Origin of the sequence: Blastomonas sp. CCH9-A1 (assembly GCF_001557175.1) — a bacterium.
Lineage (GTDB): Bacteria > Pseudomonadota > Alphaproteobacteria > Sphingomonadales > Sphingomonadaceae > Blastomonas > Blastomonas delafieldii_A.
In genome coordinates, this window is the sequence record NZ_LSHM01000035.1 from 1 (window position 1) to 19820 (window position 19820).

Annotated in this window: 17 protein-coding genes; 8 read left to right on the plus strand and 9 right to left on the minus strand. The window is 65.5% G+C overall.

What is annotated here, in order from left to right:
• Positions 1 to 158: 158 nt before the first annotated feature.
• Positions 159 to 1412, minus strand: a complete 1254-nt coding sequence (gene rlmN / locus AX725_RS11000) for a dual-specificity RNA methyltransferase RlmN (protein ID WP_208597794.1) — start codon at positions 1410 to 1412, stop codon at positions 159 to 161.
• A gap of 81 nt (positions 1413 to 1493) precedes the next feature.
• On the opposite strand from rlmN, the gene AX725_RS11005 reads away from it, so the two are divergent.
• Entirely contained in the window at positions 1494 to 1904 is a 411-nt protein-coding gene (locus AX725_RS11005; RefSeq protein ID WP_060977098.1) for a low affinity iron permease family protein, read from the plus strand.
• Here AX725_RS11005 and AX725_RS11010 read toward each other — a convergent pair.
• Both AX725_RS11010 and AX725_RS11015 read right to left on the minus strand, forming a co-directional pair.
• Positions 1901 to 2392 carry a hypothetical protein gene (locus AX725_RS11010; protein ID WP_066114038.1) on the minus strand — a complete coding sequence of 164 codons (492 nt, stop codon included), beginning with the start codon at positions 2390 to 2392 and terminating at the stop codon, positions 1901 to 1903. The genes AX725_RS11005 and AX725_RS11010 overlap by 4 nt on opposite strands.
• Positions 2389 to 3045, minus strand: coding sequence for a histidine phosphatase family protein (locus AX725_RS11015; protein ID WP_060977100.1), 657 nt, complete (start codon positions 3043 to 3045; stop codon positions 2389 to 2391). Before AX725_RS11015 ends, AX725_RS11010 begins: the two co-directional genes overlap by 4 nt.
• Before the next feature lie 188 nt (positions 3046 to 3233).
• On the opposite strand from AX725_RS11015, the gene dnaN reads away from it, so the two are divergent.
• Positions 3234 to 4352, plus strand: coding sequence for a DNA polymerase III subunit beta (dnaN, locus tag AX725_RS11020; protein ID WP_060977101.1), 1119 nt, complete (start codon positions 3234 to 3236; stop codon positions 4350 to 4352).
• Between the two features lie 296 nt (positions 4353 to 4648).
• On the opposite strand, the gene AX725_RS11025 is transcribed toward dnaN, so the two are convergent.
• Positions 4649 to 5932: a citrate synthase gene (locus AX725_RS11025; RefSeq protein WP_060977102.1), complete on the minus strand. Its 1284-nt coding sequence runs from the start codon at positions 5930 to 5932 to the stop codon at positions 4649 to 4651.
• 42 nt (positions 5933 to 5974) lie between these two features.
• Positions 5975 to 7435 (minus strand): glutamate--tRNA ligase, encoded by a 1461-nt coding sequence (gene gltX / locus AX725_RS11030; RefSeq protein WP_060977103.1) that lies wholly within the window; start codon positions 7433 to 7435, stop codon positions 5975 to 5977.
• A gap of 73 nt (positions 7436 to 7508) precedes the next feature.
• Between gltX and AX725_RS11035 the strand changes: the two genes are divergently transcribed.
• Complete coding sequence (locus AX725_RS11035; RefSeq protein ID WP_208597795.1) at positions 7509 to 9662, plus strand: ComEC/Rec2 family competence protein; 2154 nt, start codon at positions 7509 to 7511, stop codon at positions 9660 to 9662.
• On the opposite strand, the gene AX725_RS11040 is transcribed toward AX725_RS11035, so the two are convergent.
• Together AX725_RS11040 and AX725_RS11045 are read right to left on the minus strand one after the other, a co-directional pair.
• Positions 9643 to 11025, minus strand: coding sequence for an L-serine ammonia-lyase (locus tag AX725_RS11040; RefSeq protein ID WP_060977105.1), 1383 nt, complete (start codon positions 11023 to 11025; stop codon positions 9643 to 9645). The genes AX725_RS11035 and AX725_RS11040 overlap by 20 nt on opposite strands.
• 23 nt (positions 11026 to 11048) lie before the next feature.
• Complete coding sequence (locus tag AX725_RS11045) at positions 11049 to 13022, minus strand: S9 family peptidase (RefSeq protein WP_060977106.1); 1974 nt, start codon at positions 13020 to 13022, stop codon at positions 11049 to 11051.
• A gap of 125 nt (positions 13023 to 13147) precedes the next feature.
• Between AX725_RS11045 and pabB the strand changes: the two genes are divergently transcribed.
• The 5 genes from pabB (at position 13148) to dxs (ending at position 18621) form a co-directional block, all read left to right on the plus strand.
• Positions 13148 to 14980 carry an aminodeoxychorismate synthase component I gene (gene pabB / locus AX725_RS11050; protein ID WP_060977107.1) on the plus strand — a complete coding sequence of 611 codons (1833 nt, stop codon included), beginning with the start codon at positions 13148 to 13150 and terminating at the stop codon, positions 14978 to 14980.
• Between the two features lie 233 nt (positions 14981 to 15213).
• Positions 15214 to 15357, plus strand: coding sequence for a hypothetical protein (locus AX725_RS21290; RefSeq protein ID WP_167348181.1), 144 nt, complete (start codon positions 15214 to 15216; stop codon positions 15355 to 15357).
• Positions 15354 to 16049, plus strand: coding sequence for a peptide-methionine (S)-S-oxide reductase MsrA (gene msrA / locus AX725_RS11055; protein ID WP_060977108.1), 696 nt, complete (start codon positions 15354 to 15356; stop codon positions 16047 to 16049). The genes AX725_RS21290 and msrA overlap by 4 nt, the downstream gene beginning before the upstream one ends.
• A 49-nt stretch (positions 16050 to 16098) precedes the next feature.
• Positions 16099 to 16572 carry a Fur family transcriptional regulator gene (locus AX725_RS11060; protein WP_066044110.1) on the plus strand — a complete coding sequence of 158 codons (474 nt, stop codon included), beginning with the start codon at positions 16099 to 16101 and terminating at the stop codon, positions 16570 to 16572.
• Between the two features lie 114 nt (positions 16573 to 16686).
• Entirely contained in the window at positions 16687 to 18621 is a 1935-nt protein-coding gene (gene dxs / locus AX725_RS11065) for a 1-deoxy-D-xylulose-5-phosphate synthase (protein ID WP_066114040.1), read from the plus strand.
• Positions 18622 to 18705: 84 nt separating this feature from the next.
• On the opposite strand, the gene AX725_RS11070 is transcribed toward dxs, so the two are convergent.
• Together AX725_RS11070 and lspA are read right to left on the minus strand one after the other, a co-directional pair.
• Positions 18706 to 19134: a DUF3035 domain-containing protein gene (locus tag AX725_RS11070; RefSeq protein ID WP_060980228.1), complete on the minus strand. Its 429-nt coding sequence runs from the start codon at positions 19132 to 19134 to the stop codon at positions 18706 to 18708.
• On the minus strand, positions 19127 to 19699 hold the full coding sequence (gene lspA / locus AX725_RS11075; RefSeq protein WP_060980227.1) for a signal peptidase II: 573 nt from the start codon (positions 19697 to 19699) through the stop codon (positions 19127 to 19129). The genes AX725_RS11070 and lspA overlap by 8 nt, the downstream gene beginning before the upstream one ends.
• Between the last annotated feature and the right edge of the window lie 121 nt (positions 19700 to 19820).

Sequence of the window (19820 nt, forward strand, 5' to 3'; positions counted from 1 at the left end):
CTTGCTGGGGGAGGGGGACCGCCCGCGCAGCGGGTGGTGGAGGGGCAGCGGGGTCGTGCTTCAGATGAGCAGATGTGCCATCTCGCTTCCCCTCCACCACCGACTTGCAGTCGGCGGTCCCCCTCCCCGAGACAAGCTCGGGGAGGATTTAAGGAGAGCTAACCCAAAGCCGCCTGCTTCTCTTCGGCCAGCCGGTCGAGCTCGGCGCGGCTCTTCTTTTCGGCGGCCGATTTCAGCTGCCCGCACGCGGCCATGATATCGCGGCCGCGCGGGGTGCGCACCGGCGCGCTGATGCCGCCTTCGAACACGATGTCCGAAAAGCGCTTGATCCGCTCGGGATCGGAGCATTCGTACGCCGCGCCGGGCCAGGGGTTGAACGGGATCAGGTTCACCTTGGCGGGCAGGCCATAAGCCTTGAGCAGCCGGACGAGCTCGCGCGCGTCTTCGTCGCTGTCGTTCTTGTCCTTGAGCATCACATATTCGAAGGTGATGCGGCGCGCATTGCTCGCGCCGGGATAGTCCGCGCAGGCCTGGAGCAGCTGTTCGAGCCCGTATTTGCGGTTCAAGGGCACGATCTCGTCGCGCACCTCCTTGGTCACCGCATGCAGCGAGACCGCGAGGTTCACGCCGATCTCCTCGCCGCAGCGCGCCATCATCGGCACGACGCCGCTGGTCGACAGCGTGATGCGCCGCTTGGAGAGCGCCAAGCCGTCGCCGTGCATGACGACCTTCATCGCGTCGCGGACATGATCGAAATTGTACAGCGGCTCGCCCATGCCCATCAGCACGATATTGGTGAGCAGCCGGCCATCGGCGGTATAGGCGGCAGCGTCCTCGTCCTCGTCGAGCCGGTCCATCGCGCCCTTGGGCCATTCGCCTAGCGCATCGCGCGCGAGCATCACTTGGCCGACGATCTCGCCCGGCGTCAGGTTGCGCACCAGCCGCATCGTGCCGGTATGGCAGAAGCGGCAGTTGAGCGTGCAGCCCACCTGGCTCGAGATGCACAGGGTGCCGCGGTCCGCATCGGGGATGAAGACCATCTCGTAATCCTGGCCGTCGTCGGTGCGCAGCAGCCATTTGCGCGTGCCGTCGCTCGAAACCTGCGCCTCGACGATTTCGGGACGACCGATGACGAAGCGCTCGGCGAGCCATGGACGCATCGGCTTGGCGATGTCGGTCATGCTTTCGAAATCGGTGACGCCGCGATGGTAGATCCAGTGGAACAGCTGTTTCGAGCGCAGCTTAGCCTGCTTGCGGTCGAGCCCGGCAGCCTCGAGAAGCGCGCCGATATCCTCGCGCGCAAGGCCCATCAGGTCGCTGCGGCCATCGGCGCGCGGCGTGATCGCGCGCGGCACCGGCACGGGGTCGATATGGCCCGGGATGGGCATGGAGATAGGCGTTTCGGCGTTCATGGCGGCGCACATAGTCAAATTCCGGCGGAATTGCTAGCTGTGCCGCTGGCGAACCACCGTCCGACGTCTTCAGGAGCCCCCATGGATCGTTTCTTCACCGTGATTGCCACCCGTGTCGCCTGGCTGGTGGGCAGGCCCTTTGCCTTTTTCGCGGCCACTTTGATCATCGTGATCTGGGGGGTAACCGGGCCGGTATTCGACTATTCGGATACGTGGCAGCTGGTGATCAACACTGGCACCACGATCATCACCTTCCTGATGGTGTTCGTGATCCAGAACAGCCAGAACCGCGATGCGGCGGCGATGCAGGCCAAGCTCGACGAATTGATCCGCGCGCAGCAGGACGCGCGCAATGCCTTTATCGGCATCGAGCATCTCACCGACGTGCAGATCGACGCGCTCCGCGCCGCGCTGGAAGAGGAGGGGCGTGCCAGGGGCGACCATCACAAGGCGGCCCATGCCAGTGTCGAGCGGCTGCTCGAGCGTATCTAGCTGCGTCGCGCACAGCCCAGGGCAGCGGCGTCCATCGCGGTCGCGGCGCCCTTCAGCAGATACAGGTCGCGGATGGTGTTGCCGCGTGCATCCTGGCTGCTCGCGGTCATTTCGCGCGCCGAGCGCATCGCGGCGATAATGCTGGCATCCATCGTCTTGTCGCGGGCCCAGGCATCGCCGCCGCCACCGGTCAGGCGAAAGCGGCGGATGCCGATCGTCAGCGTGACGGCTTGCCCCCTAGCCATCGCACGGCTCAAACGCAGGTGGAACTGGCCGCGCACGCCGCGCTTGGGCCAATAGCCGATGCTGGCAAAGGGGCGGTATTGCCGGGTCCCGCGTATCTCATCGGGTTGCGCTATGGCATAACAGCGGGGCACTTGCGGGTCGCGGAAGGCGCCCCAGGCCTCGAATACGCCGAGGCTGTCGCGCGCGTGTGCCGTCGGCACGAGCGAGGCGATCAGCGCAAGCGCGGCGACGCATCGCCTCACGCATGACCTCCGCCGGTGCCGGTGACGACGATTTGCTCCTGGCTGTTCTCGATCATCACTACCGATCCCTGCGGCAGACCGGGCGCGATCGGCGCGCCGAATTGCGGGTGTTCGGGCAGGCCGAGCAGCACGCCGCGCAGCACCCGGCTGGATATGCCGTGCATGATCACCAGCCGGTCGCCCGGTTCGTCGGCATGATCGGCCAGCCACCCGATGACGCGCTCGGCAATCTCGGGATAAGTCTCGCCATCGGGGGCGGGCGTGAGCAGCATGTCGGCGCTGACGATCGGGCCGACCTTTTCGACCACCTCGGCATAATAGCGCCCGCCCCAGCAACCCATGCCGATCTCGGCAAGGCGGATGTCGCGCGCGGCATCGTGCCAGTCGAGCCCGAGATGTTCGGTGATCACCGCCAGCGTCTGGAGCGCGCGGCCGGTATCCGATGCCCAGAGCTTCAAATCCGGCTTCGTCCCCAGCACGCTTGCGAGCGCTGCGCCCATGGCATCGGCCTGGGCAAAGCCCGCGCGTGTCAGCGGGGTGTGCAGATGGTCACCCTGCAGTCTTTTGGCGGCGTTGAACACGGTCTCGCCATGGCGCGCGATGAACAGGCGTCCGGGCACCGGCGGGCAGGTGAAGCGGGAATTTTGCGTCATATCGGACCCGTTTCGGCAAAGGGGGGCCAATAGGCAAGTCTATCCCGTCATTTTCCACAGTTTTGGCGCGTTTCCCCGGCTATCGGCTTGCCCCTAAAGCCAATCTTGTTAATGAAGTGGGTCCGGAATCTGCCTGCATGGCGGATATGTCATTTGCTGATGAGGCCGCAGTGCCTCGGGGGATTTTCATGAAAGCGACAATCGAACGCGCGACGCTCCTCAAGAGCCTCAGCCATGTTCAGTCGGTGGTGGAACGGCGCAACACGATCCCCATCCTGTCGAACGTGCTGATCGAGGCGTCGAGCGATGGCGCGCTGCGCTTCATGGCGACCGATCTCGACCTGCAGATCGTCGAGACGATGAGCGCCTATTCGGTCGAGACCCCCGGATCGATCACGGTATCGGCGCACACGCTGTTCGAGATCGCGCGCAAGCTGCCCGATGGCAGCCAGGTGATGCTCGATGCCGCCGACGGCAAGATGCTGGTGCGCGCAGGCCGCAGCCGCTTCACGCTGCCGACGCTGCCGCGCGACGACTTCCCGGTGATTGCCGAGGGCGACCTGCCGACCAGCTTCGAGCTGGCTGCGGCGGAGCTGGTGCAGATCATCGACAAGACGCGTTTCGCGATCTCGACTGAAGAGACGCGCTATTATTTGAACGGCATCTTCCTACACGTCGCCGATGATGACCGACCGGTGCTCAAGGCCGCCGCGACCGATGGCCACCGCCTCGCGCGCGTGACGCTCGACCGGCCCGATGGCGCGGAAGGCATGCCCGACGTGATCGTGCCGCGCAAATGCATCGCCGAACTGCGCAAGCTGCTCGACGAGCGCGGCGATTCGCGCGTGCAGGTCGACCTGTCGGCGAGCAAGATCCGCTTCACCCTGGGCAGCGCGATCCTGACCTCGAAGCTGATCGACGGGACCTTCCCCGATTACAGCCGCGTCATCCCGACCGCGAACGACAAGCTGCTCAAGATCGACCCGCGCGCCTTTGAACAGGGCGTCGACCGCGTTGCCACCATCGCCACCGAAAAGACCCGCGCGGTCAAGATGGCGCTGGAAAAGGACAAGATCACGCTTTCGGTCACCAGCCCGGAAAACGGCACCGCGGCCGAAGAGGTCGAAGGGCAGTATGCCAGCGACGGGTTCGAGATCGGCTTCAACGCGCGTTATCTGCTCGACATCCTGAGCGAGATCGATGGCGATGTGGTCGAGCTTCACCTGGCCGACAGCAGCGCCCCGACGCTGATCCGCGAGAACGACAAGGCCACCGCGCTCTACGTGCTGATGCCGATGCGCGTCTGACGCGCGCGTTCCGCTTTCATTAAGCCAGCCTCGTCATTCCCGCGAAAGCAGGAATCCCGCTTCTGCGCCTACGTCCCTCGACTTCGCTCGGGACAAACGGAAGGGGGGTGCCAGGATGTTGGCCAGCTCCTGTGGCACGGTTAGGATCCAGAGAACCCCTGACCACCTCCCGCGTTCCCGAGCGAAGTCGAGGGACGTTGCACTACGGCCTGCCATTAGGACGCAGCCTCAAAGCAAAGCGCCCTCCCGGTGAGGGGAGGGCGCTTCGTCTGTCTGGCGATGTCCGCCGTGAAAAATCAGCGGTCGCCGATCTTCACATAGGGGCGTTGCGTCGGGCCGGTATACAGCTGACGCGGACGGCCGATCTTCTGGCCGGGGTCGGAGATCATCTCGTTCCACTGCGCCACCCAGCCGACGGTGCGCGCCAGAGCGAACAGAGCGGTGAACATGGTGGTCGGGAAGCCGATCGCCGAGAGGATCACGCCCGAATAGAAGTCAACGTTCGGGAACAGCTTCTTCTCGATGAAATAGGGGTCGTTGAGCGCCATTTCCTCGAGCTGCAGCGCGACCTCGAACACCGGATCGCTGACCTTGAGCGCGTCGAACACCTCGCGCACGGTCTTCTGCATGACGGTCGCGCGCGGATCGTAGTTCTTGTAGACGCGGTGACCAAAACCCATCAGGCGGAACGGATCGTTCTTGTCCTTGGCGCGCTCGATATAGTGCGGGATCTTGTCGGGCGTGCCGATCTCTCGCAGCATGTTGAGTGCGGCCTCGTTGGCGCCGCCATGCGCCGGACCCCACAGACAGGCGATGCCCGCCGCGATGCACGCGAACGGATTGGCACCCGAGGAACCGGCGAGGCGCACGGTCGAGGTCGAGGCGTTCTGCTCGTGGTCGGCATGCAGGATGAAGATGCGATCGAGCGCGCGCTCGACCACCGGGTTGACCTCATAGGGCTCGGCAGGAACGCCGAAGGTCATCTTGAGGAAATTGCCGGTATAGGACAGCGAGTTGTCGGGATAGACGAAGGGCTGGCCGACCGAATATTTGTACGCTGCGGCCGCGATCGTCGGCATCTTGGCGATCAGCCGGTGGCTCGAGATGCGGCGGTGATCGGGATCGGCAATGTCGGTCGAGTCGTGATAGAAGGCCGAGAGCGCGCCGACGACGCCGCACATGATCGCCATCGGGTGCGCATCGCGGCGGAAACCGCGATAGAATTGCATCAGCTGCTCGTGCAGCATCGTGTGGCGGGAGATCGTGTAGGTGAAGCTGTCGAGCTCGTCCTTGCTCGGCAGTTCGCCGTTAAGCAGCAGGTACGAGACTTCCATGAAGCTCGAATCCTCGGCCAGTTCGCCGATCGGATAGCCGCGGTGCAGCAGCACGCCCTCGTCGCCATCGATATAGGTCAGCGCGGAATCGCAGCTGGCGGTCGAGGTGAAGCCCGGATCATAGGTGAAGCAGCCGGTTTCGGCATAGAGCTTGCGGATGTCGATGACGTCCGGACCGATCGTGCCGGAGCGGATCGGATAGCCGCTTTCCTTGTCGCCGATCTTCAATGATGCGCTGTCTGACACGGTTCTTCTCCTCCAAACGTAGTGACGGTGCGCGTGGGGCCGTCAGGCGGCCACGTGCGTGATATCGTTGATCCGGGCGAGCGATTCCTCGCGACCCAGCAGTTCGAGCACGTCGAATATACCCGGTGAGCGCGCCTGTCCGGTCAGGGCGGCGCGCAGCGGCTGGGCATAAGTGCCAAGGCCGTGCCCCTGTGCCTCGGCAAATTGGGTAAGCTTTTCCTCCAGCGCGGCAGCCGTCCATGACGGTGCTTCGGCCAGAACCGGTAATACTGTCTGCAAGACCGCGACCCCTGCCTCGTCTAGCAGGGATTTTGCTTTCTCGTCCATGCTTAACGGGCGATTCTTGAAGAGAAACTGCGCTCCTTCGGCGAGTTCGTTGAGGTCGCGCGCGCGCGGCTTCATCACCGGCATGGCGCGGCCCAGCAGATCGATGCCGCCGGCCGGATCGAATTCGGGCATCAATGCCGCCACGCGCGGTGCGACCAGTGCAGCAAGCGCGGTATCGTCCATCTCGCGCAGATACTGTCCGTTGAGGTTGATCAGTTTCTTGGCATCGAAGCGCGAGGGCGACTTTCCGACATTGGCGAGCGAGAACAGCTCGACCGCCTCGGCGCGAGAGATCTTCTCGCGGTCGCCATAGCCCCAGCCCAGACGAAGCAGATAGTTGAACATGGCATCGGAGACCACGCCCATGTCGTCGCGATAGGCTTCCACGCCCAATGCGCCGTGACGCTTCGAGAGCTTCGCGCCATCATTGCCGTGGATCAGCGGGATATGCGCGTACACGGGCTCGGGCCATCCCATCGCCTGGATCAGCGCGAGCTGGCGGAAGGCGTTGTTGAGATGGTCGTCGCCGCGGATGATGTGGGTTACGCCCATATCGTGATCGTCCACGACCACCGCGAGCATATAGGTGGGGGTGCCATCGGAGCGCAGCAGGACATAATCGTCGAGTTCGCGCGTATCGACGGTGACGTTACCCTGGACCTGATCGGCAATCGTCATCTTGCCCGATTGCGGTGCTTTTAGCCGCACGACGTAGGGGGCGCCCGCCGGTGCTTCACTGGGATCGCGATCGCGCCAGCGGCCGTCATAGCGCATCGGCAGCTTCTTCTCGCGCTGCTCGGCGCGCATCGCTTCCAGCTCCTCCGCAGTGGCGAAGCACTTGTACGCCTTGCCCGCATCGAGCAGCTGGTGCGCAACCTCGGCATGCCGTGCCGCGCGCTCGCTCTGGAAGACCGGTGTGTCGTCCCAATCGAGGCCCAGCCAGTCGAGACCGGCAAAGATCGCGTCGATCGCTTCAGGCGTGGAACGCGCCTTGTCGGTATCCTCGATCCGCAGCAGCGCCTTGCCGCCATGGTGGCGGGCGAACAGCCAGTTGAACATCGCGGTGCGCGCGCCGCCGATATGCAGGAATCCGGTGGGGGAAGGGGCGAACCGGGTTACGACCTGACCGCCGGACGCACCCGCCGGAAGGTCCGATTTTTCGCCGCTTGCACTCACTTACGCTTTCCTTTCAAACTCGCCGATGATGGCAATTTCGACCGCCTCTAGCACGGCTTTCTGGCAGCGACAAATGGCCAGTCTGCGCCGGTTTTCAATGGCCCCGCCTTCCGTCGCGGCCATAGGGCAATGGCTGCTGGCAGAGCGCGATCAGCTGCCGGTATGGATCGTCGTCGCGTTCGGCGCGGGGATTGCCGCCTGGTTCGCGCTGCCCGGCGGTGAATGGCCGGTGGCGGTCATCGCGCTCAGCCTGGCAGGCGCGCTGGCGCCGCTCGCCTGGTGCCGGTCCTTTCGCGCGATGGAACTGGCCGCGCGCTGCCTGTTCGTGGGCCTGCTGATGCTCGCGGCAGGTTGCGCGACCATGGCCTGGCGCGCCGAGCGCGTCGCCGCCGACCCGCTGCCCGCACCCTGGTTCGGTACGCTGACCGGCCGGATCGAGGCGCGCGAAACGATCCCCGCGCGCGATATGGTGCGCCTGATCATCCGGCCCGTTCCTGCGCTGGGCCTGCCAGAGCAGGTTCGAGTCAATCTCGAGCTCAAACACGATGACCCAACGCTGCGGCCCGGCGCGATCATTGCAGGCCGGGCGCGGCTGATGCCGCCCGCGCAGGCGGCGCTGCCCGGCGGTTACAGCTTTGCCCAGCGCGCCTGGTTCGACGGGCTCGGCGCGACCGGCAGCATGCTCGACAAGCCGCAGCTGCTCAAGCCCGGTGAAACGGCCGGGGCGCTCGATTCGCTGCGTGCGCGGCTCTCGGCCCATATCCAGGCCTCGGTGCCCGGAGGGGCAGGCGGCATTGCCGCGACCCTGGCGACGGGCGATCGCGGCGCGATCAGCGAGGAAGATGCCGAGGCGATGCGGTCGAGCGGCCTGGCGCACCTGCTCTCGATTAGCGGGCTGCACGTCACCGCGCTGATCGGCGCGGTGTGGCTGCTGACGCTGCGGCTGCTCGCCTTGTTCCCGTCGCTCGCGCGCGCCTGGCGACTGCCGCTCGTCGCAGCCGGGGCAGGGGCGCTGGCCGGTATCGGCTATACTTTGCTCACCGGGGCCGAGGTGCCGACGATCCGATCGTGCGCGGCGGCCTTGCTGGTGCTGCTCGCGCTGGCGCTCGGGCGCGATCCGGTCTCGCCCCGGCTGATCGCGGCAGGAGCATTCCTGGTGCTGCTGGTCTGGCCCGAATCGCTGATGGGGCCGAGCTTCCAGCTGAGCTTCGCTGCCGTCACCGCGATCGTCGCGCTGCACGATCTTCCCGCGATGCGGCACTGGGCAGCGGCGGACCTAGGCTGGGCCGGGCGAGCGTCGCGCTTCCTGGCGATGACCTTCCTCACCGGGCTGCTGATCGAGTTCACGCTGATGCCGATCGCGCTGCACCATTTCGGCAAGGCGGGGCTCTACGGCGCGCTCGCCAACATGGTGGCGATCCCGCTCACCACCTTCGTCATCATGCCGGTCGAGGCGCTGGCGCTGCTGCTCGATACTGTCGGTCTCGGCGCGCCCTTCTGGTGGCTGTGCGGCATTGCGATCCAGGCACTGATCGATCTGGCGCATTCTGTCGCAAGTGCACCGGGCGCGGTAGCGCTGTTCCCGCGAACCGGTGGGCACGTCTTCGCGCTGTTCGTGCTTGGCGGGCTGTGGCTGTTCCTGTGGCGAACGCGCTGGCGCTGGTTGGGGCTGGTGCCGGTGGCGACCGCCTCCTTGCTCGCCGCGCTCCAGCCTGCGCCCGATCTGCTGGTGACGGGCGACGGGCAGCATGTTGCGGTCAACGCGCCCGGCGGCGGACTGGTGCTGCTGCGCCGCAGGACCGGCGACTATGCGCTGCAGAGCCTGAGCGAAAGCGCCGCCTTTCAGGGCGAGCCGATCGCGATGGAGGACTGGCCGGGCGCGCGCTGCAATGCCGATTTCTGCAGCCTGGTGCTGCGCGACCAAAAGGTGCTCATTGGTCGAAGCCGCGAGCGCATTCCCGAACGCGACCTCGCCGCTGCATGCCGCAGGGCCGATATCGTGATCGCGGGCCGCTGGCTGCCGAAGAGCTGCCGTCCGCGCTGGTTCAAGGCGGACCGGGCGTTGCTCGATCGGACCGGGGGGCTTGCCATCTATCTCGGTGGGCGCCGGGTCCGCACCGTTGCTGAAACCCATTCAGGCCATCCCTGGTGGGACCGCGCGATGGCGCTGCGCGAGGTTGCGCGCGAGAAGGCACGCGCCGAGCGGCTCAGCACTCGACCACGTTGACCGCGAGCCCGCCCTGCGAGGTTTCCTTGTAGCGCTCGTTCATGTCGAGCCCGGTGCGGCGCATCGTCTCGATCACCTCGTCCAGGCTGACCCGGTGCGTGCCATCGCCCATCATCGCCAGCCGCGCTGCCTCGATCGCCTTGACCGCACCGACCGCGTTGCGCTCGATGCACGGCACCTGGACGAGGCCGGCGACCGGATCGCAGGTGAGCCCCAGATTGTGCTCCATGCCGATTTCCGCCGCGTTCTCGACCTGCATCGCCGACCCGCCCCAGGCCGCGACCAGCCCGGCCGCCGCCATCGAGCAGGCGACACCGACCTCGCCCTGGCAGCCCACTTCGGCACCCGAGATCGAGGCGTTCTCCTTGAATAGCGATCCGATCGCGGCTGCGGTGAGCAGGAACCGCTCGATACCAGCCTGATCCGCGCCGGGCGCGAAACGGTCGTAGAAACGCAGCACCGACGGAATGATCCCCGCTGCGCCGTTGGTGGGGGCGGTCACGACCTTGCCGCCTGCCGCATTTTCCTCGTTCACCGCCAGCGCCCAGAGGTTGACCCAGTCGATCACGGTCAGCGGATCGGACAGCATCCGCTCCTGCCGCTCCATCAGATGCGCCATGACGAGCGGCGCGCGGCGCCTGACCTTGAGCCCGCCGGGCAAAATGCCGCCGGTGCGGATGCCGCGGTCGATACAGGCCGACATGGCCGACGCGATTTCGGCCAGACCTGCCGACAGCGCCTCCGGGCTGCGCGCGGCCAGCTCGTTGGCGCGCATGATCTCGGCGATCGAGAGCCCCGTCTCCGCCGCAATGGCGAGCAGGTCCGCGCCCGAGCGAAAGACATGCGGCACGTCCCAAAGCCCGCCGCCGCCGGGCGCGTTGCCGCCGGTCTCGGCTTCGTCGATCACCGCGCCGCCGCCGACCGAATAATAGGCACGCTGGTCGAGTTCAGAACCATCCGCCGCAAAGGCGGTGAAGGTCATGGCATTGCTGTGATATTCCAGACGCTCGCGTTGCAGGAAGATCAGGTCTGCCGCTTCGTCGAAGGCGATGCGGTGGTGCCGCGCGAGCAGGATTTCGCCATCCGCCCGGATCGTCTCGATCAGCCGGTCCGCGGCGTCGGGGTCGCATGTCACCGGCTCCTCGCCCGCCAGTCCGAGCAGGATCGCGCGGTCGCTGGCATGGCCCTTGCCTGTCAGCGCCAGCGATCCGTAGAGCCGCGTCTCCACCCGCGCGACCCTGTCCAGCAGCCCCGCATCCTCCAGCCGCGCAACGAAGCGCCCGGCCGCGACCATCGGCCCCATGGTATGAGAACTCGAAGGGCCGATGCCGATCTTGAACAGATCGAAGACGGAGGCGACCATGGGATATCCTTGTGCGAGAAGGTTCAGTCGGCAGCGCCCGGCTGTTCGCCGAGCAGATGCTGCTGCCAGAAGGCGAGCGTGGCCCAGAAGAGATAATCGGCGTTTTCCTTGCGGCGGAAGCCATGTCCCTCGTTGCGTGCGAGCAGATGCCAGGCACTGCCGCCGTGCGAGCGCACCGCATCGATGATCTGATCGGCCTCGCTCGCCGGAACCCGCGGATCGTTGGCGCCGGTCACCACCATCAGCGGAATCTTCAGCTGATCGACCCGGGTGAGCGGGCTGATCTCCTCCAGCTTGGCGCGCAGCTCGGGAACGCGCTCGTCGCCATATTCTATCCGTCTGAGGTCCCGCCTGTATTCTTCTGTATTTTCTAGGAAAGTCACGAAATTCGAAATGGCGACGATGCAGCTTGCCGCGTTGAAGCGGCGGCCATAGCGGATCGCGCTGGCATAGCACATATATCCGCCATAGCTGCCACCGGTAACGCCGAACCGCTTCGCGTCGAGCGTCGGATATCGGTTGAGCCGGTCAAGAAAGGCGCCGATATCCTTGACCGAATTTTCGCGCCGGAAAGGCCCGTTGTCCAGATTGACGAAGCGCTTGCCGAACCCGGTCGAACCACGAACATTGGGATAGAAGACCGCGATACCCAGTTCGTTGATCAGATAATTGGTTCGGCCCAGAAATCCTGCCGTCGCCTGACCCTCCGGCCCGCCATGGATCGACATGATCAACGGCCGCTTGCCGGGGTGCTTCCCGGGATCGGGCCGATAGAGCAGGCCTGAAATCGCCTCGCCGTCGAAGCTCTTGATCTCGACCAGTTCGGGCAGGACATTGTCCGCCGGGTCGAGGCCGCCGGTCTCGCTCTCGGTCCAGCGGGTGACCTTGAGCGTCGCTGGGTCGAGGCTATAGGCATCACCCGGCGACTGGTTGGAATAGACGGTGAAACCGAGATCGCCCCAGGGTGCAAACTTCATTCCCGATCCGATCTCGCCCGGGGGGAGCCCCGTCACCTGGCGCTTGGCCCCACTGGCGATGTCGTAAAGATAAAGCCTGGAAAAGCCTGCTTCATTAACGACATAGGCGATGGTCTTGCCATCCTTCGATATATCGAAACTGCTGATGTCCCAACGCCCGCCGTCGATCATCGGGGTGAACAGCCCGGTCTCGGTGTCGAGCAGCCCGAGCCGCTGGACGTCCGAGTCCTTGTCGCTCGAGACCCACAGACGGCCATCGGGAGCGAATTGCAGATTGCCATAGGCGACCGGGGTGGCATCGCGCGTCACCTGCCGGATCGCGCCGGTCTCGACATTGATGATGTGCAACTGGCTGTCAGTCACCGAGATATAGTTGAACACCAGCAGGTCGCGGCCGTTGGGCGCGAAATCGATCGCCGCCCAGCCGCCGCTGTCCGTTGAAAGCACCATCCGCGCCGACCCGGGCGTACGCGGGTCCATGATGTAGATGTCGTTATACACCCCGGTGCGCATGTTGCTGCCATAGGCAACAAGCTTGCCGTCGTCGGAGAACGGTCCCAGCGCGTGGCGGCTCTTGCCGTCGGTCAGCAAAGTCAGCCGGCCCGATTCGAGCGCATAGATCTGCGAGACCTCGTTACCCCCGGCGTCCTTCTCGAGCAGCAGCACCTCGCCATCGGGCGACCAGCTGCCGCTGAAGATCGGCTCTTCCTCGAAGGTGACCTGCCGCCGCGCCGATCCGGGGGCTGCGACGCGGTGCAACTGCGCGACATTGGCAAAGCGCGTGGTGATCAGCATCGACCGGTCGACGGGGTGCCAGCCGACAAAACCGGCGGTGCGGTATTCGAGATAGGGGCGGGTATCGGCGACCAGCGATTGCCCGATCGGCGGAACGCCATCGGCGACCATCGCAGCCGGGGGCGGCACTATGGGATCGGCCGGGGCGGCGTCCTCGGCGGCCACAGGGACAGCCAGACCGACCGCCAGCGCGGCCAGCGCCCATGTCCAACTGCGCCGATGCATCCTGCGTCCCTTCATGTCTTGCTGCCCGTCTATGCGGCGCGCGCGCCCTTGGCAACCGCACAGCCAGATGGCCTGCCAAACACCCCTCTAGGCAGTGATGCAGCCAGGCCCTAGAAGCGCGGGCCATGGACCCCAGGCCCGCCCCTCTTTCCCAGCCCTTCGTTCTGCTCGATGATGCCCGTGTCCAGGGGGCCAGCCCGGCGCGGCTGTACCGCGATCCGGTGCGCTGCCTGTCGGCGCACACCGCCGGGGAGCTGGACCAGTTGCTCGACGAGTTGCGCAGCGCGGGGCGGCAAGGGCTGCATGCGGCGGGCTATCTTGCCTACGAGGCCGGCTATGCCCTCGAACCCCGGCTGCGGCCGCTGCTCGAGGCGCTGGGGCCGATGCGGCTCGCGTGGTTCGGATTGTTCGAAGGATATGACGTCATGCCGCCCGAGGCCGTGCCGGACTGGCTCACCCTGCAGAGCGGGGAGGCGCAAGCCTCTCTCACCCCGGCGCGCTCCGCAATGGCCGAGCACGACTATGCGGCGCGCTTTGCGCTGGTGCACGAGGCGATCGCACGCGGCGATATCTATCAGGCCAATCTGACCTTCCAGAACCATGCTGCCATATCAGGCCACCCGCTGGCGCTGTATCGGGCTTTGCGCGCGGGATCGGCGGCGGGCTATGGCGGCGTGGTGTTCGACGGTGCCGACTGGCAATTGAGCCTGTCGCCCGAGATGTTCTTCTCGCTGCGCGATGGCGCGATGACCGCCCGCCCGATGAAGGGCACGCGCCCGCGCGAGGCAGATCCGGCACGCGATGCCCTGGCGGCGGAGCAGCTGCGCGGCTCGGAAAAGGACCGGGCGGAAAACCTGATGATCGTCGATCTGCTGCGCAACGATCTGGCGCGCGTCGCGGTGCCCGGCAGCGTGCGCGTCACCGACCTGTTCCGCATCGAAAGCTATCCCAGCGTGCACCAGATGACCTCGACCGTCCGCGCGGCGCTCGCGCCGGACCGCGACGTGATCGACATTCTCCGCGCGATCTATCCGTGCGGCTCGATCACCGGGGCGCCCAAGATCCGCGCGATGGAATTGCTGCGTGCAATCGAGGCCGGGCCGCGCGGCATCTATTGCGGATCGATCGGGCGGATCGACCCGCACCGAAGCGGCCAGCCGGGCGACGCCGCGTTCAATGTCGCAATTCGCACCTTGCATCTGGCGCAAGATACGCAAAAGGTCAGCCTGGGGCTGGGATCGGGTGTGGTCGCGGATTCCGGCGCAGCAGACGAATGGCGCGAATGTCTGGTCAAGGGGGCGTTCTTGAAGGCGGCGACAGGATTGCAGGCAAGGGCGGGGCGGTTCGATCTCATCGAGACCATGGGCTTTGATCCTGCAAGCGGCATCGTCCGGCTGGAACTGCATCTGGAGCGGATGAAGGCGAGCGCGGCGGCGCTGGGCTTTTCGTTCGATCGGCACGCCGTGCGCAACGCGCTCAACCATGCCTGCTTCTTTCTGGAGATGCCCACGCGCATCCGGCTGCTGCTCGCCGCGACGGGCGATACCGCGATCGAGATGCGCCCGATGCCCGCACCGCTGGGCGAGCCGCTCAAGGTAGCGTTGCGGCCGATGGCGCTGGCTGCCGACGATCTGCGGCTGGCGCACAAGACGACCGACCGGGATTGCTATGACGCTCCCCGTCGCGAGGCTGCAGCGCAGCAGGGCGCGGACGAGGTGCTGTTCACCGATGCCGGCGGCGCGCTGACCGAGGGGAGCTTTACCAGCCTGTTTGTCGAGCGCGACGGTCGGCTGCTCACCCCCGCGCTGGATCAGGGCTTGCTCCCCGGCGTGCTGCGGCGCGAGCTGATCGAGCAGGGCAGGGCGGTGGAGGCGCGGCTGGTGCCCGGCGACCTGACAAACGGCTTCTGGCTGGGCAATTCGCTGCGCGGGCTGATGCGGGCGCGGCTGATCGATTGACCGCTGGGTCGCCTGATCGACCTCCATCCGACGTTCGCCGAAAAGCTGAACCATCGCCTGTGTCGTGGTTCACAGCGCGTACAGCCGATTCAGGCACATTGCGGGCACCCCAAGCAGAACTATCCGCGGTGCTGCTTGATTCGCCCGTCGGGGGCACCAGATGGTCCTTCCGATGTAACCCGGCAGGCCATTCCCCCGAACCGGGCCTGCGGACACATGACAAGAGACGAACCATGACTACTATCTTCAAGTCGGATCTGTTCCGCAATTTCCTGGGCGGTTTTGCCATCGGCGCGATCGCGATGTTCGTGCTGCTGCCCGAAGACGGCCGTGCCGAAAACGCGCGGCCCGCTATCGAGAGTTCTATCCTGAAATGAACCTGCCTTTGCGTCTTCTCCCCATCCTGGCCGGCATCGGCCTGTTCGGCGCGGCCCTGACCGTGCTGGAGCCCGCTGCCCTGGCAGCGGAAGAGGCGAAGATCATCCCGGCGCCCAAGCTCAAGGCAGCCGAATCGGGTAAGCAGGCGGTCGCGATTTTTGCTGGCGGCTGCTTCTGGGGTGTCGAGGGCGTGTTCAGCCATATCAAGGGCGTGAAGAGCGCCGTGTCCGGTTATCATGGCGACGGCAAGGCCAATGCGACCTATGACGAGGTGTCGAGCGGCAGCACGCGCCATGCCGAGGCGGTGCGCGTGGTCTATGATCCATCGCAGGTCAGCTATGGCCAGCTGCTGCAGGTCTTCTTTTCGGTGGTCGCCGATCCGACCACGCTCAACCGCCAGGGACCCGATAGCGGCACCCAGTATCGCACCGCCGTAGTGCCGGTAGGCAAGTCGCAGGCCCAGGTGGCGCGCGCCTATATTGCAGAGCTCGACAAGTCAGGGGCGTGGAAGCGCAAGATCGTCACGGCGGTCGAGCCGTACAAGGCCTTCTATCCGGCTGAAACCTATCACCAGGACTTCATGTTCAAGAATCCGGCCCACCCTTATATCGTCCGCTGGGATGCGGTGAAGGTGAGCAATCTCAAGCGGACCTTCCCGGCGCTCTATATTGCCAAGCCCGTGCGCGGCTGAGCCCGGTCGGGCCATTGCAACCTGCGGGCGGGATGCGTAGATAAGCGCCATGTCGACCGTCACAGACCATGGCCACAAGCATCACGAGCACGAGGGCGAAGACCTCGCCGTCGCCGCACGGCGCTCGCTGGAAGCAGCGGGCGAGCAGTGGACCGAGATGCGCGAGTCGATCTTTGCCGCCCTGGCCGAGATCGAAAAGCCGGCATCGGCCTATGACATTGCCGATTCCGTCAGCCGCAAGCGCGGCAAGCGGGTGGCGCCCAACTCCGTCTATCGCATTCTCGACCTGTTCGTGCGCACCAATCTGGCGCGCCGGGTGGAGAGCATCAATGCGTATATCGCCAACTCACACCCGGGATGCGTGCACGATTGCATATTCCTGGTGTGCGATTCCTGCGGAAACGCGACGCATATTGATGATGATGGACTGTCGCGCAGCGTACGCAAGACGGCAGAAGCGGCTGGCTATGTCGATATACGCCCGGTCATAGAGGTGCGCGGACGCTGCGCGGCCTGTGACTGAAATTCCGCATTTGCGGAACTGTCCAAAAAAACTTACACTCAAGGCCGTCATCCGGGTCGATCATTCGACAGAGCCCAAAAATGGGTCTAGGATTCGCGGTTGAAAGGGAATTCAATGACCAATCTGCCCGAAACGCCATTGCTGGACACCGTCAAGACCCCGGCAGACCTGCGTCAGCTGAAACCGACCCAGCTGCGCCAGTTGGCGGACGAGCTGCGCCAGGAAGTGATCTCGGCCGTATCGGTGACCGGCGGACATCTGGGTGCGGGCCTCGGCGTGGTCGAACTGACCACCGCGATCCATTATGTGTTCGACACGCCCAACGATCGCCTGATCTGGGATGTCGGCCATCAGTGTTATCCGCACAAGATCCTGACCGGTAGGCGCGACCGCATCCGCACGCTGCGCACCGGTGGGGGCCTGTCGGGCTTCACCAAGCGCAGCGAGAGCGAATATGATCCGTTCGGCGCGGCGCACAGCTCGACCTCGATCTCGGCGGCATTGGGCTTTGCCACCGCCAATCAGATGAGCGGCGCGCCCGGCAAGGCGATCGCGGTGATCGGCGATGGCGCGATGAGCGCGGGCATGGCCTATGAGGCGATGAACAATGCCGAACGCGCGGGCAACCGGCTGGTCGTCATCCTCAACGACAATGACATGTCGATCGCGCCGCCGGTCGGCGGGCTTTCGGGCTATCTCGCGCGGATCGTTTCGAGCCGCGAGTTCCTGGGCGTGCGCGAAGCGCTCAAGCGCCTGGCGCGCAAGCTGCCGCGCAGCCTGCACCAGGCCGCGCGCAAGACCGACGAATATGCCCGCGGCATGGCCATGGGCGGCACATTGTTCGAAGAGCTGGGCTTCTATTATGTCGGCCCGATCGACGGGCACAATCTCGACCAGCTGGTGCCGGTGCTCGAGAATATCCGCGATGCCGCGGAAGGGCCGTGCCTGGTCCATGTCGTGACGCAGAAGGGCAAGGGCTATGCCCCGGCCGAAGCGGCGGCGGACAAATACCATGGTGTCGCCAAGTTCGATGTCGTCACCGGCAAGCAGGACAAGGCCGCGGCAGGTCCGCCGGCCTATCAGAACGTGTTCGGCGAAACGCTGGCCAAGCTGGCGGAGACCGACCCCACGATCTGTGCGATCACCGCTGCCATGCCTTCGGGCACCGGGGTCGACAAGTTCGCCCAGGCGCATCCCGACCGCAGCTTCGATGTCGGCATTGCGGAACAGCACGCGGTGACCTTTGCCGCTGGCCTCGCTGCGCAGGGGATGCGCCCGTTCTGCGCGATCTATTCCACCTTCCTGCAGCGCGCCTATGACCAGGTGGTGCACGATGTCGCGATCCAGAACCTGCCGGTGCGCTTCGCCATCGACCGCGCCGGCCTGGTCGGCGCCGATGGTTCGACCCATGCCGGATCGTTCGACATTACCTATCTGGCGACGCTGCCCAACATGGTGGTGATGGCCGCCGCCGACGAGGCGGAACTGGTGCACATGACCTATACCGCTGCGTGCCACGACAGCGGTCCGATCGCCTTCCGCTATCCGCGCGGCAATGGCGTCGGCGTCGCGCTGCCGGAGGTTCCCGAGCGGCTCCAGATCGGCAAGGGCCGCATCGCGCGCGAGGGCAAGAAGGTCGCGATTCTTTCACTGGGTACGCGCCTCGCCGAGGCGCAGAAGGCCGCCGACGTGCTCGACGCCAAGGGGCTTTCGACCACGGTCGCCGACCTGCGCTTTGCCAAGCCGCTCGACGAGGAGATGATCCGCAAGCTGCTTGCGACGCACGAGGTGTGCGTGACGGTGGAAGAGGGCGCGATCGGCGGCCTGGGCGCGCATGTACTGACCATGGCGTCGGACGAAGGTTTGATTGATGCGGGCCTCAAGCTGCGCACGCTTCGCCTGCCGGACGTATTCCAGGACCAGGACAAGCCCGAAAAGCAATATGCCGAAGCCGGGCTCGATGCCGACGGCATCGTCGAGACCGTGCTCAAGGCGCTGCGCCACAACAGCGCTGGCGTCTCGGTGGTGGGGGATGGCGCGCGGGCCTGATCCCGATCCAATCTCGGCTCCAGATACAAGAAAGCCCGGCGAATCAGACGATTCGCCGGGCTTTCTTGTAACCTGTCTGCGCGCTTATTGCGGCGGAACGGCAGCCTTGGCGTCCTGACCGTCGCCCTCGGGCGCGGCGACGATGTCGCGGGTGGTGGCACCCTTGTCGGTGGTCTGCGTCTTGGGATCGCCAACCTGCGAGCGGATGGCGGCATCGGGCGTGCCGGCGCGGTTCAAGGCTGCGCCCTCGACGCCGCTGCGCGGCTGCGGGCCGCCGAACAGCGCATCGAGCGCCTGCTGGCTGGCCGAAACATTCTGCGGACGCGCGGCGCCCGGGGTGGGCGGGGTCAGCGAGAAATCGGGCGGAATCACCAGCGGTGCCTGACGCGAAACGGCGAACTCGTCGGGGCGATCGCGGTTGAAAATGCCGCCGCTCGACCCGCAGGCCGAAAGCGTCGCCGCTGCGAGGGACATACCGGCGATCAGGGCCAATTTGCGCCCGGAATTAAGCATCTTGATTCTCCGTCTTGGCGGCGTGAGCGTCTCCGCTATGCCCGCCAGCCTGAACCCCCGATGTAGGGCCTTCAGATTTCGCGGCTTTGTCGCCGATTATCAGAACGCGGGCAAGCAATAACAGCACCCCGATGGTGATCGCCGCATCCGCAATGTTGAAGATCATGAACGGCCGGAACGCGCCGAAATGCAGGTCCGCATAGTCGACGACATAACCCAGCCGCGCGCGATCGATGATGTTGCCGAGCGCCCCGCCCAGGATCATGCCCAGCGCCAGGATATCGCCGCGCGCGCGTTCCTTGAACATCCACAGCAGCACGATGGTGGCGATGATGCCGGTCAGCACGACAAGCATCCAGCGCGCGGTTTCGGTTTCGGCGGTGAGGAAGCCCATCGAGACGCCGCGATTTTCCGCCCAGGTCAGGTTGAAAAAGGGCGTGATCTCGATCTGCATCCGGCTGCTCAGCGCGAGCGGACCTGCAACGATGAACTTGGCGAGCTGGTCGATAACGAGAATGGCAAGCGCCAGGACAACGCCCTCGGTGCGAAAGCGGGTGAGGGTCATGCAGCGCACTCCCGGCCTGCGCCATATCCGTCACCCTGAACTCGTTTCAGGGTCCATCGGGCACCAAGCGCCTTCGCCCTGTCGGCACCCAGATGGTCGATGGATGCTGAAACAAGTTCAG